The sequence below is a fragment of the Nesterenkonia suensis genome (genome assembly GCF_054782935.1).
This window is the reverse complement of the sequence record NZ_BAAGRN010000001.1, coordinates 641,634-654,424: the sequence shown is the minus strand read 5'-3', so window position 1 is coordinate 654,424 and position 12,791 is coordinate 641,634. Positions and strand designations below refer to the sequence as shown.

General features: G+C 69.4%; 10 protein-coding genes. All 10 read right to left on the bottom strand.

All coding sequences use genetic code 11. From position 1 onward, the window contains the following. Positions 1-12: 12 nt before the first annotated feature. Complete coding sequence (gene rbfA / locus ACYVKI_RS02840; protein WP_460688823.1) at positions 13-537, bottom strand: 30S ribosome-binding factor RbfA; 525 nt, start codon at positions 535-537, stop codon at positions 13-15. Between the two features lie 122 nt (positions 538-659). Then, positions 660-3,542 (bottom strand): translation initiation factor IF-2, encoded by a 2,883-nt coding sequence (infB, locus tag ACYVKI_RS02835; RefSeq protein WP_460688822.1) that lies wholly within the window; start codon positions 3,540-3,542, stop codon positions 660-662. A gap of 199 nt (positions 3,543-3,741) precedes the next feature. Further along, positions 3,742-4,017: a YlxR family protein gene (locus ACYVKI_RS02830; RefSeq protein WP_460688821.1), complete on the bottom strand. Its 276-nt coding sequence runs from the start codon at positions 4,015-4,017 to the stop codon at positions 3,742-3,744. 115 nt (positions 4,018-4,132) lie between these two features. Further along, positions 4,133-5,128: a transcription termination factor NusA gene (gene nusA, locus ACYVKI_RS02825; RefSeq protein ID WP_460688820.1), complete on the bottom strand. Its 996-nt coding sequence runs from the start codon at positions 5,126-5,128 to the stop codon at positions 4,133-4,135. 96 nt (positions 5,129-5,224) lie between these two features. Next, a complete protein-coding gene (locus ACYVKI_RS02820; RefSeq protein WP_460688819.1) occupies positions 5,225-5,776 on the bottom strand; it encodes a ribosome maturation factor RimP in 552 nt (183 codons plus the stop codon). Positions 5,777-5,951: 175 nt separating this feature from the next. After that, positions 5,952-7,028: a hypothetical protein gene (locus ACYVKI_RS02815; RefSeq protein WP_460688818.1), complete on the bottom strand. Its 1,077-nt coding sequence runs from the start codon at positions 7,026-7,028 to the stop codon at positions 5,952-5,954. A 250-nt stretch (positions 7,029-7,278) separates the two neighbouring features. Then, positions 7,279-8,082: a TSUP family transporter gene (locus ACYVKI_RS02810; RefSeq protein WP_460688817.1), complete on the bottom strand. Its 804-nt coding sequence runs from the start codon at positions 8,080-8,082 to the stop codon at positions 7,279-7,281. A gap of 10 nt (positions 8,083-8,092) precedes the next feature. Beyond that, a complete protein-coding gene (locus ACYVKI_RS02805; protein ID WP_460688816.1) occupies positions 8,093-9,898 on the bottom strand; it encodes a proline--tRNA ligase in 1,806 nt (601 codons plus the stop codon). Between the two features lie 74 nt (positions 9,899-9,972). Then, complete coding sequence (locus tag ACYVKI_RS02800) at positions 9,973-10,929, bottom strand: hypothetical protein (RefSeq protein WP_460688815.1); 957 nt, start codon at positions 10,927-10,929, stop codon at positions 9,973-9,975. A gap of 261 nt (positions 10,930-11,190) precedes the next feature. Next, on the bottom strand, positions 11,191-12,741 hold the full coding sequence (gene arfA / locus ACYVKI_RS02795; protein ID WP_460688814.1) for an arabinosylfuranosidase ArfA: 1,551 nt from the start codon (positions 12,739-12,741) through the stop codon (positions 11,191-11,193). Positions 12,742-12,791 lie beyond the last annotated feature (50 nt).

Here is a 12,791-nt window from a genome sequence, read left to right as displayed (position 1 = left end):
TGTGCCGGCCCCTCAGCGCCCGTCAGCGGAACTGGTCCCGTCGGACGCAGCGCCCTCGGAGTCGGCACGCTCAGAGTCGGCACGCTCGGGCTCACCCTGCGCAGGCTCCTCCGAACCCTCCCCCAACGACCGATACGGGTCCTCGCCGCCGGCCGGAGCGGCCTGCTCGCGCAGGGCCGCGACCTTCTCATCCTGCTCCCGCGCCTTGCGCAGCAGGTCCTCCAGATGCGCGGCCGACTCCGGGATCTCGTCGGCGACGAACTCCAGAGTCGGGGTGAGCCGGATGGTCAGCTGCCGGCCCAACTCATGGCGCAGCACCCCCTGGTGGGAGGCGAGCACCTCCTCGGCGCCACGGCGGGCGTCGTCGTCACCCATGACGGTGTAGTAGACCGTGGAATGCTGCAGGTCGTTGGTGACCCGGGCATCGGTGACGGTGATGAGCTCAGCGCGCTCATCCTTGACCCGGCGGCGCAGCGCCTCGGCCACGATCACCTTGATGCGCTGGGCGAGCCGCGCGGCACGTGCTGGATCAGCCATGATGGCCTCCTCGAAAAGTCGACAGGTGATCCCAGCCTAGAACAGCCCAGGCCAGGCAGGGACACCTCCGGGGACCGCACCACGACGGCACGGTCCCCGGAGGTGTCACAGCGACATAAGACTCAGACGCGCGGGATCTCGCGCATCTCCCAGGTCTCGATGATGTCGCCGGTGTTGATGTCGTTGAACGACCCCAGGCCGATACCACACTCGAAGCCGTCGCGGACCTCGGTGGCGTCGTCCTTGTAGCGGCGCAGCGACTCGATGGCCAGGTTGTCCGCCACCACGTTGCCGTCGCGCACCAGACGCGCCTTGGCGTTGCGGCGGATGATCCCTGACCGGACGATCGAACCGGCGATGTTGCCGAACTTCGAGGAGCGGAAGACCTCGCGAACCTCCGCGCTGCCCAGCTGCACCTCCTCGTACTCCGGCTTCAGCATGCCCTTCAGCGCAGCCTCGATGTCATCGATGGCGGCGTAGATGACCGAGTAGAAGCGCATGTCCACGCCCTCACGGTCCGCCAGGTCCTGGACCCGCTCGGCAGGCCGCACGTTGAAGCCGACGATCACCGCGTCATCCACCGTGGCCAGGTTGACGTCGTTCTGCGTGATCGCGCCGACGCCGCGGTGGATGACCCGCAGCTGCACGTCATCGCCGACGTCGATGCCCAGCAGAGCATCCTCCAGCGCCTCGACAGCACCGGAGACGTCACCCTTGAGGATCAGGTTCAGCGTGTCGATCTTGCCCTCGGCGACCACCTGGTCGAAGTTCTCCAGGCTCACCCGCTTGCGACGCTTCGCCAGCATCGCATTGCGCTCCACGGCCTCACGCTTCTCGGCGATCTGCCGGGCCGTCCGGTCATCCGGAGTGACCAGGAAGCTGTCACCGGCGCGCGGCACGGCGGACAGACCCAGCACCTGCACCGGACGGGAGGGCACAGCCTCTTCGACCGCCGTGCCGTTCTCGTCGAACATCGCACGCACACGCCCGAAGGCGGTGCCGGCGACCATGTTGTCACCGACCTTCAACGTCCCGGACTGCACCAGGACGGTGGCCACGGGACCACGGCCCTTGTCCAGATGGGCCTCGATGGCGACGCCGCGAGCCTCCTTGTCCGGGTTGGCAGTCAGCTCCAGGGCCGCGTCGGCGGTCAGCAGGACCGCCTCCAGCAGCTGGTCGATGTTCTGACCCTGGATCGCGGAGATGTCGACGAACATCGTCTCGCCGCCGTACTCCTCCGGAATCAGGTCATACTCGGTGAGCTGACCACGGATCTTGTCCGGGGACGCACCCTCCTTGTCCATCTTGTTGACCGCCACCACGACCGGCACACCGGCGGCCTTCGCGTGGTTCAGCGCCTCCACCGTCTGCGGCATGACGCCGTCGTCGGCGGCGACCACCAGCACAGCGATGTCGGTGACCTTGGCACCACGGGCACGCATGGCGGTGAACGCCTCGTGGCCCGGAGTGTCGATGAAGGTCAGGCCACGCTCGCGGCCGTCGTGCTCCACGTGGACCTGGTAGGCACCGATGTGCTGGGTGATGCCGCCGGCCTCACCTTCGGTCACCTTGGAGTTCCGCACGGCGTCGAGCAGGCGGGTCTTACCGTGGTCGACGTGACCCATGACCGTCACGACCGCCGGACGGGCTTCGAGGTCATCCTCCTCCTCCCCGGCGGCCTCTTCGGCCAGGTTGATGTCGAAGGACTGCAGCAGCTCCCGGTCCTCGTCCTCGGGCGAGACGATCTGGACCTTGTAGCCCAGCTCCTCACCGAGCAGCTGGAAGGTCTCCTCATCCAGGGACTGGTTGGCGGTGGCCATCTCACCGAGCTTCATCAGCACCGTGACCAGCGCGGCCGGCTCGGCGTTGATCTTCTCGGCGAAGTCGGCCAGGGAGGAGCCGCGCCGCAGCCGCAGGATCGTGGTGCCGTCACCCTTGGGGACGCGCACACCCCCGATCTCCCGGGTCTGCCGCTGCTCCATCTCCTGGCGCTTGGCGCGCTTCGACTTCCGCGACTTCGAACGGGACGGACCGCCGCGCCCGAAGGCACCGGCCGTGCCGCCACGGCCACGTCCACCGCGACCACGCGGCGGACCACCGGCCGGAGCTCCGGGGCGGCCGGGGCCGCCACCAGGACGCCCGCCGGGACCGGGGGTGGTCGACTGACCGGGCATCATGGACGGCTTCGGACGAGCACCGCCGCCCTGCTCCGGACGCGGACCGCCGGGCCGGGGACCACCCTGCGAGGGTGCAGCACCCTGCCGACCACGACCGCCGCCCCCGGGACGGGGACCGCCGCCGCGCTCGGTGCGCATGCCCTGCTGGGTGGAGAACGGGTTGTTGCCCGGGCGGGGGCCCGGACGAGGACCAGGGCGCGGGCCACCGGAGCCGCCGGGCCGAGGGGCCGGACGCTCAGAGGACTCCATGCCCTGCTTGGGGGCGAAGGGGTTGTTGCCCGGACGCGGACCCGAACGGGAGCCGCCCGATTTCGGAGCGCTCTCTCCGGGCTTCGGGGCGCCCGGCTTGGGCGCCGCGGGCTTCTCCGCACCCGGCTTGGGCGCAGCAGGCTTCTCCGCGCCCGGCTTGGGAACGCCAGCGGCCGGGGAGCCTGACGCAGGGGCGGAGGAGCCGCCCTGGTCCGACTGCTCGGCGGCAGACTTCGGCGCCTCGGCCTGAGGAGCCTGCTGCGGGGCAGACTTCTGCTCGGTCGGCTTCTGCTCGGTCGGCTTCTGCGCCGGCTTGGGGCCGGGCTTGACCGCACCAGGGGTCGGCGCGGAGCCTCCGCCGGGCTTCGGAGCGGAGTTCTTGGAGGCGTTCTTCTTCGCGGAGTCGCCGGAGTCCTTCTTGGCGTTCGGGAACGCCGAGCGGAGCTTCTTCGCCACCGGGGGTTCCACGGTGGAGGACGGCGACTTCACGAACTCGCCCATCTCCTGCAGCTTCGCAAGAGCTTCCTTCGATGTGATGCCGAGCTCTTTGGCGAGCTCATGTACGCGGGCCTTGGCCACATTTCTCCTAGTCTGGCCCGCACGATGCCCCGCCGAGATCAGCGGGGCTGATGTCAGCGGATCACCGGACGGAGCCGTCGAATTTTCTGAGGTTCATGACGGAGTCACTCAGGGATGTCTTCACTGGGCACTCATCCGTCGGTGCTCATCGGGTGTCCATCTCTTTCCAACCCGCTTTCATCTGGTGTGTGCTGGGACATCAACAGCCTCGACGCCGGGACCGCACGGCGGCGGCCTCGACATGGTCGAAGCTCAGGGACTCGACGCTGACCGGACGACGGAACGCCCGATTGAAGGCCTTCCGCCGCACCGCCGCCTCGAAGCACTCCGGCGACGGGTGGATCCACGCTCCGCGACCGGGCATCCGGCGCACGGCGTCGACCACCACGTGACGGGGCTGAGGAGCCTGCTCACGCCGCCCGGGCGACCGGTCGGCGTCGGGCTCCGCTGCCTCAGGCGCCAGCGCGAGTCTCACGACGTCTCCCTGCTCAACCCGTCGGCGACAGCCGACGCAGGTCCGGACAGGGACCATGACAGTCTACCCCCTCGACGTGGTCACAGAAGAATCGTTCCGACGCAGGTGCGTCCGTTCATCCTTCGGAGGCGGATGCTTCCCCGGCCAGTGCGGCATCCGAGATGATGTCGATGCGCCAGCCGGTCAGCTTGGCGGCCAGCCTGGCGTTCTGCCCCTCCTTGCCGATCGCCAGGGAGAGCTGATGATCCGGCACGACCACGCGGGCCGAGCGGGCGTTCTCATCCACGATGGTCACCGAGGAGACCTTTGACGGGGACAGCGAATGCGCGATGAACTCTGCGGAATCGTCGCTGTGGTCGATGATGTCGATCTTCTCGTCGTTGAGCTCGGTCATCACCGCACGCACACGGGAGCCCATCGACCCGATGCAGGCGCCCTTCGCGTTGATGCCCGACTGCTCGCTGCGCACCGCGATCTTGGTCCGGTGCCCGGCCTCCCGGGCGACGGCGGTGATCTCCACTGTGCCGTCGGCGATCTCCGGGACCTCGTGCTCGAAGAGCTTCTTCACCAACCCGGGGTGAGACCGAGACAGGGTGATCGAGGGACCCTTGAGACCCCGATGGACGTCCACCACATAGGCACGCAGACGCGACCCGTGGGTGTAGAGCTCCCCGGGGACGTGCTCCTGCGGCGGCAGGACCGCCTCGACCGTGCCCAGGTCCACCTGCACCATGTTCGGGTTCCGTCCCTGCTGGACGATCCCGGAGATCAGCTCGCCCTCACGGCCCTTGAACTCACCGAGCACCTGATCGTCCTCGGCATCACGGATGCGCTGCATGATGACCTGCCGCGCCGTGGACGCGGCGATCCTCCCGAAGTTCTTCGGGGTGTCGTCGAACTCGCCCAGCACACCGCCGTCCTCGCCGAACTCCTTGGCCCAGATGGTCACGTGGCCGGTGGACTGGTCGATCTCGGCACGGGCGTGCTTCAGAGCCCCCGGGGACTTGTGGTATGCCAGCACGAGTGCCTGCTCGATGGCCGGTATCAGCTTCTCGAGGGGAATGTCACGCTCTTTGACGAGCATGCGCAGGGCGCTCATATCGATATCCACTTGTTCCTCCAGTTCGCCCGCGCCCCGCAGGGGCGGTCCGCTCGCTCCGTACTCCGTCGCTCGTCCGCGGCCGATGACTCCGCCCGGTCCGCTCGCTCAGTGAGATGACTCCGTGGGAGAAAACTCTACCTGCACTCGGGAACTCCGAATCGCATCGAAGCGGATCTCGACCGGCTCGCCGTACTTGACCGGCATTCCCTTCTTCGGCGCGGGCCGCTGCTCGGCGACCACCACGCCGTCGTCGGTGACCTCTTTCAGCCGTGCCACCAGCGGCGGCTCCTCGGTCCGCTCGATCTCCAGCAGACGGCCGACGTTGCGCGCGAAGTGCCGAGGCTCGGTCAGCGGACGGGTCGCACCCGGGGTGGAGACCTCGAGGTCGTAGGAGTCGACGTCGTCGAGCGCCTCCTGGCTGTCCAGCACCGCCGAGAGCGCCTCGGAGAGGCCGGCGACGGTGTCCAGATCCACCTGGTCGGTGCCGGAGGCGTAGTCCACCACCACCCGCAGCGTGGACGTGGCGCCGCTGATCAGCTCCACCTCCTCCAGGTGCAGACCGTGGGCGGTGACTGTCGGTTCGATGACCGGGACCAGCGCCGAGGCGCGGGGGTCGCGGGCCTTCTCGTCCTCACGGGGGCGGCGTGGGGCTGCCATGGGGGCGTACCTCCGGCGATCGGGTTCTGGTGCGCCTCGATTGTATCGGTGCAGGACGACCACGCCCTCCTCCGACAGGGGCGTGCACACGTCTCCGCCCCGTCATGATTGTCACACCCCGCCCACATGGGCGAGGCTCTCCCATCAGGCCGGGGTGGGAGCAGGCGCGACGCCATCACTCCGGCGGGACGCCCGCCGCTCGGAGGATCCTGCCCAGGACGTGTTCCTGCCACGCCTCCGGCCAGCACCACCGGACGACTCCCAGACCCAGCGATCGGAGCTGGTCCTCCCGGACCTTCTCGTCGAAGACCACCTCAGCGGCGTCGAGACCGCTGAGCCTCCTCGCCCGGGTGTACTTCATCTTTCCGTCGAACTCACCGACCAGCCCGAGAGTCGGCCACCAGAAGTCCACCCGTGCCCGGCCTCCCCGCGGCAGGTCGAACTCCGCCTGCAGCTCAGGCAGGAGAAGACCTTCCTCCACCATGCGCACACGGGACAGCGACTCCCCCACCGATTCGGCTCGCGGGTCCGACAGCGCCCAGGCACGCTCCCAGCGACGGGACGCACGCGCGGAGGGCAAGAGACTCTCCCACGGGACGAAATCCTCTCGAACCATGGGGGCGCGCTGACCGTGCCGGCCGGCGCGCACGGCGTCCAACGTCACCACCGCCTCGTCCAGTCCCGCACGAGGCACCGTGTCCGCCACGGCGGCCTCGAGCACCTCCACACGCACCCGTTCCGCGGTGTGGTCCACCGGGATCTCGCAGCTGCCCGGGAGCGGCTCTGGCGTAAGCACACGCCTGGTCCCGACACCGATGAGGTCCCGGTGAGACAGCGCCCGTCCCTCCGGACCGACATGCTGGGCGAGAATCCGCTCGACGACGGCGCTCGGGGCGCGCCCGACGAGCGGCGCGCCCCGATGACGACCGACCTGCTGCCGCCGTGAGGTCCTCACGTGGACGTCTGACGGCGTACGCAGCTGCTGAACCCCATGCAGAGCCAGCGCCGTCTCCCGACAGAACACGCTGGTCGGATGCCACAGGCCCTGGGCGGCAGCTGCGAGGAGATGGCGATCCCACGGATACGCGCCGCACCACACGGCCGGATCCACGTAGACGCCTCGGCGCAGCCGCAGCTTCTCGCCCCGGCGGACGGCCTCTGTCAGGGGCTCTGTCGTATGGCTGCCGTCCAGCTCCAGGCGGGCTCGGGTGAGGGACGCGGGCAGGCGGTGCGTCGCCGTCGTCGTCTTCATAGGGAGACTATGGCTCACCCACCCCAGTGGGCTCCCCCCACCTGGCCGGTTCTGTGGAGACCCGAGCGGGTCGTCGTGACCTGTGGAGGAACCAGCGGGCACCATTCACCCCGTCCAGATGGCTGAGCCCCGCCCATCAAGACGGGGCTCAGCCATCTGGACGGGGCAAAGCGAGCGAGGGCGAGCAGGCGGGGCGGCGGTGCGGACGAGCCGGGCGGGGTGGCGGTATGGGTGAGCCGGGAGGGCCAGCTCAGCCGAACCAGGTGGTGATCAGATCCCAGCTGAGGTTCGCCACCAGCATGAACACCACGATCAGGAACACCACACGCACGAAGCGGGAGCCCTTGGCGATCGCCATCCGCGCACCCGTGTAGCCGCCGAGCATGTTCGCCACGCCCAGCAGCAGCCCGATGGCGATCAGCGCATGACCGGCCGGACCGAAGTACAGCAGCGCGCCGAGGTTCGTGGCGGCGTTGACGATCTTGGCGTGGGCCGAGGCGTTGAGGAAGCTGTACCCCAGCACCGTCACCAGCCCGATGATCAGGAACGTGCCGGTCCCCGGCCCCAGAACCCCGTCATAGAACCCCACGAGCAGCCCGATCAGCACCGCCCGGGCCACATGCCCCAGCCCGACATGACGCAGCTTCTCCAGCTGGCCGACGTTCGGCTTCACCGCGGTGAAGATGCCCACGGCCAGCAGGGCCAGCACGATCAGCGGCAGGATCACCATCTCCGGAAGCCAGGCCGCCACCATCGCCCCGCCGAAGCTGGCACACAGCGCGGCGAAGGCCGTCGGCATGGCAGTGGTCAGACTCGGCCTCACCCGGCGGACGTAGGTGATCGCCGAGGTGGTGGTCCCGAAGATCGAGCCCAGCTTGTTGGTCGCCAACGCCTGCACCGGAGTGATCCCGGGAACTGTCAGCAGGGCCGGCAGCTGCAGCAGCCCTCCGCCGCCGACGACGGCGTCCACCCACCCAGCGGCGAATCCCACCACCACCAGCAGCAGGATCGTCAGCGGGGAGATCTCCGCGAACTGATCGAGAAGGACCTCCACGGCCGAGCCGTCAGCGCAGCACGGAGACGCGTCCGACGATCGCGGTCACAGCCTCCTCGACCGGAACCTGCTCGGCCTCACCCGAGCGACGGTCCTTCAGCTCGATCGTCCCCTCGGCCAGGCCGCGGCCCACCACCACGATGGTCGGCACACCCAGCAGCTCGGCGTCGGAGAACTTCACTCCCGGAGAGACTTTGGGGCGGTCGTCGAACATCACCGACACACCCTCCACCTCCAAGGAGGCCACCAGGGTCTCCGCGGCCTCACCGATGGCCGGATCCTTGCCGGTGGCCACCACATGCACGTCGGCCGGAGCCACGGAGCCGGGCCACACCAGGCCCCGCTCGTCGTTGTTCGCCTCGGCGATCGCGGCCAGCACGCGGGTCACACCGAAGCCGTAGGATCCCATCGTCACCGTGGAGAGCTTCCCGTTGACGTCCAGGACCTGCAGCCCCAGCGCCTCGGCATACCGCTTCCCCAGGTGGAAGATGTGGCCCAGCTCGATCCCGCGACGGGTGCGCAGCGGCCCCGAGCCGTCCGGAGCGGGATCACCCTCCTGGACCACCACAGACTCGATGACGCCGTCCCAGACGAAGTCCCGGCCGGCGACGAGACCGAAGACGTGCTGGTCCCGGTGGTTCGCGCCGGTGATCCAGCTGGTGCCGGGGACCACGCGCGGGTCCACCAGGTACGGGATGCCCGTGGCACCCTCAGTTCCCAGGACCTGACGCTCCAGCTCCAGGCCGGGACCGATGTAGCCGCGGACCAGCAGCGGGTGCGCCTCCAGGTCCTCAGCGGTCGCCGCCTCCACGGTGACCTCACCGGCCGCACCCAGGTGCTGCCCGACCGTGGCCTCCACACGCTTCAGGTCGACGTCGCGGTCACCGGGAACCGCGATGACCGCCACCCGTCGTGCACCGTCAGGCATGATGACCGCAATCACCACGTTCTTCAAGGTGTCCGCCGCCGTCCACCGCCGGTCCGCCCGGGGGTGGTCGGCGTTCGCCGCGGCGACCAGCGTCTCGATGGTGTCGGTGCCCGGCGTGTGGTGCACCTCCGCCGGAGGCTGGCCCTCGTAGGGGATCTCCTGCGGGGGCACCGTGGTGACGGCCTCCACGTTGGCGCGGTAGCCGCCGTCGGACTCCACGAAGGTGTCCTCGCCGATCTCGCAGGGGAAGAGGAACTCCTCACTGGCGGAACCGCCCATCGCGCCGGAGACCGCGTCCACCGGCACGACGTCCAGGCCGAGGCGTTCGAAGATGCGCAGGTAGGCCGCCCGGTGGGCGTCATAGGCGGCCCGCTGGTCCTCCTCCTCCAGGCAGAACGAGTAGGAGTCCTTCATGATGAACTCGCGGCCGCGCAGCAGTCCGGCGCGCGGGCGGGCTTCATCCCGGTACTTGGTCTGGATCTGGTACAGCGAGACCGGCAGGTCCTTGTACGAGGTGTAGAGGTCCTTCACCAGCAGGGTGAAGAGCTCCTCATGGGTGGGAGCCAGCAGGTAGTCCGCACCCTTGCGGTCCTGCAGGCGGAAGATGTTGTCCCCGTAGTCGTCCCAGCGCCCGGAGGCCTCGTAGGGCTCCTTGGGCAGCAGAGCGGGCAGGTGGATCTCCTGGGCGCCGATCCGGTCCATCTCCTCCCGGACGATGGCCTCCAGCTTGCGCAGCACGGTGATCCCCAGCGGCAGCCAGGAGTACACACCGGGGGCGGCACGACGGATATAGCCGGCACGGACCAGCAGCTGGTGACTCGCGACCTCGGCGTCGGCGGGGTTGTCCCGCAGGGTGCGGAGGAAGAGATTCGACAGTCTCAGGGGCACAGTGCACTCAATTCCAGATCGATGGGACGGCTGCCGAGGGAAGTCTACTAGGGGTCACCGACCCGACAGGCCGTTCACGAGTCCTCCTCGTCCGGGTCGTCCTCGGCGTCGTCCTCATCCTCCGCGTCCTCGGCGTCCTCCTCATCCTCATCCTCATCCTCGAGGGTGAGATCCTCGCCGGTCAGCGCCGAGAGCACGGCGGCAGCCTGCTCCTGCAGCTCCTCCACCAGCTCCTCGCGCTCCTCGTCCGCGGGTTCTTCCTCAGCCGCCTCAGCGATCAGCAGCACCTGCGACCCCTGGCGCAGCATCACCGCCACCACGTGGGAGGTGTCCCCGTCGGCGGTCATCTCCTGAGCCATACCCAGGGACGCGTCCGCCGCAGTCCGCACCGGGACCGTCTCCAGCTCGACCTCCGTGGCCGGCAGATCGTCACCCTCGCCGCCGGCCCTCCGCGAGGCGGTGTAGCTCTCACAGCGTTCCGCCCCGTCCTGCTCGCCGACCAGGAATGCGTCAGCGGCCTCCCAGTCGACGAAGCTGTACGTGGTGGCCTCGCGCTCCCCCGACCGGGGCCCAGCAGCATCCGAGTCCTCCCCCGGGTCCTCCCCCGGGTCCTCCGGGAGCTCGGCGTCGGAGCCGCCGTGTCCCGCGGCATGCACCATCAGCGCCCCGTCGGGCAGGGGACTGGCCGACTGCACCACGTACTGCTTGCACTCCTGAGGGTCCACGCGCAGTCGCTGCAGCTCGGTCTCCAGATCACGCAGGCCCGGCAGCACATCATCCGTGTCGGTGATGGTCGCCCCGGGCAGATGCTCCTCAAGGGCCTCGGCCATCTGCTCATGGGGCAGCTGATTGCCCTCCGGCTCGGGGGCGCGCAGCTGCTGCTCGCCGCCGGGATCACCGATCGGCCCGCCCCCACGTTCCCGGTCGGCGATGGCCGGGTCCTCACCGCAGCCCACCAGCAGGAGCGCTGAGCAGGCCGCCACTGCCAGGGCCAGAGCCACAGGTCGACGACGGGGGACGGGCTGCGGCATTCCGATGCTCCTCGAAGGTCGGACGGGGTCGGACGGGGGCGGACGGGGCCCCGATGGGGTCGGACGGGGCCCCGACGGGGGTCTCGTCATCGGGCCCGGTCCCGGGCGGCGCTCCAGTGCCGGCGTCCGGGCCGCGACACCTCCCAGTATGAGCGCGGTCCGCGGCCCGCACCGAGCCCGACGCGCGCAGGGGCCGCGTGTCAGCCCAAGCTCACACGCGGCCCCTGCTCAGCGGATGGTCGACGACGGCGACCCCGGCGCTCAGGCGATGGCCACCTCCAACTGCACCACGGCCCAGGAGAGCGGCGGCAGCGTCGCCCGCAGTGCGCCGTCCTCCAGGCCCACCTCACGCAGCGGCGTCAGCCCGACCGCGTCCTGGTCGTCCAGCACGTTGGCGGCCCGGCGGTCACGGCCCTCCGGGATGCTCAGCACCTCGGCGGAGACCACCGCCGTGGCGTCCAGCCCGTGCAGGTCCAGAGTGAGGTCGCTGGCCTCCTCCAGGGATCGGTTGGCCACGAACAGCGAGAGCCTGCCGGAGGCCTCGTCCCAGGTGGCGGCGGCGTCGACGACGTCGACGTCCCCGAATTTGGCGGTGGAGACCTGGTCAGCGTCCACGGCGAGGCGGAGGATCTGCCCGCGGGCCATGGCGGCGATCCGGGCGAACGGCCAGAAGATCGACTGCCGCCAGGCCGGGCCGTCCTGCTCGGCCAGGATCGGAGCGATCACATTGACCAGCTGGGCCTGGTTGGCGATCCGCACTCGGTCACCATGACGCAGCAGCGAGTGCATGAGCGTGCCCACGACCACCGCATCGGTGACGTTGTAGGAGTCCTCGATCAGCCGCGGGTGCTGCTGCCAGTCCTTGGCCACATTATGCGGCTGGTCCTCAGTGTCCAGGCCCCGCTGGTACCAGACGTTCCACTCGTCGAAGGAGATGTCGACCTGCTTGGTGTGCTTGCCGGCGGCCTTGACGGCGTCGATGGTGGAGACCACGCCGTCGATGAAGGCGTCCATGTCCACGGCCTCGGCCAGGAAGGAAGCTGCGTCGCCGTCGTGCTCCTGGTAGTAGGCGTGCATGGAGATGTAGTCGACCTCCTCATAGGCGTGCGAGAGCACCGTGTGCTCCCAGGACCCGAAGGTGGGCATCCCCCGGTTCGAGGAGCCGACCGCGACCAGCTCCAGCGTGGGGTCCACCAGCTTCATGGCCTTGGCGGTCTCCTGGGCCAGCCGGCCGTACTCGTCGGCGGTCTTGTGACCGATCTGCCAGGGACCGTCGAGCTCGTTGCCCAGGCACCACAGCGTGATGTCGAAGGGATCCTGGGCGGTGCCGATGGCCGCGCCGTTCTTCCGGCGCAGGTCCGACCAGTAGGTGCCGCCGGGATGGTTGGCATACTCCACCAGGGCACGGGCCTCCTCCACCCCGCGGGTGCCGAGGTTGACCGCCTCCATGACCTCGACGCCGGCCTCCCGGGCCCAGTCGACGAACTCGTGCAGACCGAAGGCGTTCGTCTCGATGGTGTGCCAGGCGCCGTCGATGCGCACCGGCCGGTCCTCCACCGGCCCGACGCCGTCCTCCCACAGGTAGCCGGAGACGAAGTTGCCGCCCGGGTAGCGGACCACGGTGGGGCCCAGCTCCTTGACCAGCTTCAAGACGTCCTGGCGGAAGCCGCGCTGGTCGGCCTGCGGGTGGCCGGGTTCGTAGATGCCGGTGTAGACGCACCGGCCCATGTGCTCCACGAAGGACCCGAAGAGCCGGTGGGGCACGTCCGCGACGGTGAAGGCGCGGTCGACGGTCAGATGTGCGGTGGTCATGAGTCTCCTGTTCGGGGATGTGCGGGTAGAGGCGGCACAGGCGTCCGGCA

Bases quoted from the DNA above. Each gene is read 5' to 3' on its own strand.
- ACYVKI_RS02800 (WP_460688815.1), bottom strand. From the start codon at position 10,929: ATGCCGCAGCCCGTCCCCCGTCGTCGACCTGTGGCTCTGGCCCTGGCA.
- arfA (WP_460688814.1), bottom strand. From the start codon at position 12,741: ATGACCACCGCACATCTGACCGTCGACCGCGCCTTCACCGTCGCGGAC.
- ACYVKI_RS02815 (WP_460688818.1), bottom strand. From the start codon at position 7,028: ATGAAGACGACGACGGCGACGCACCGCCTGCCCGCGTCCCTCACCCGA.
- ACYVKI_RS02820 (WP_460688819.1), bottom strand. From the start codon at position 5,776: ATGGCAGCCCCACGCCGCCCCCGTGAGGACGAGAAGGCCCGCGACCCC.
- rbfA (WP_460688823.1), bottom strand. From the start codon at position 537: ATGGCTGATCCAGCACGTGCCGCGCGGCTCGCCCAGCGCATCAAGGTG.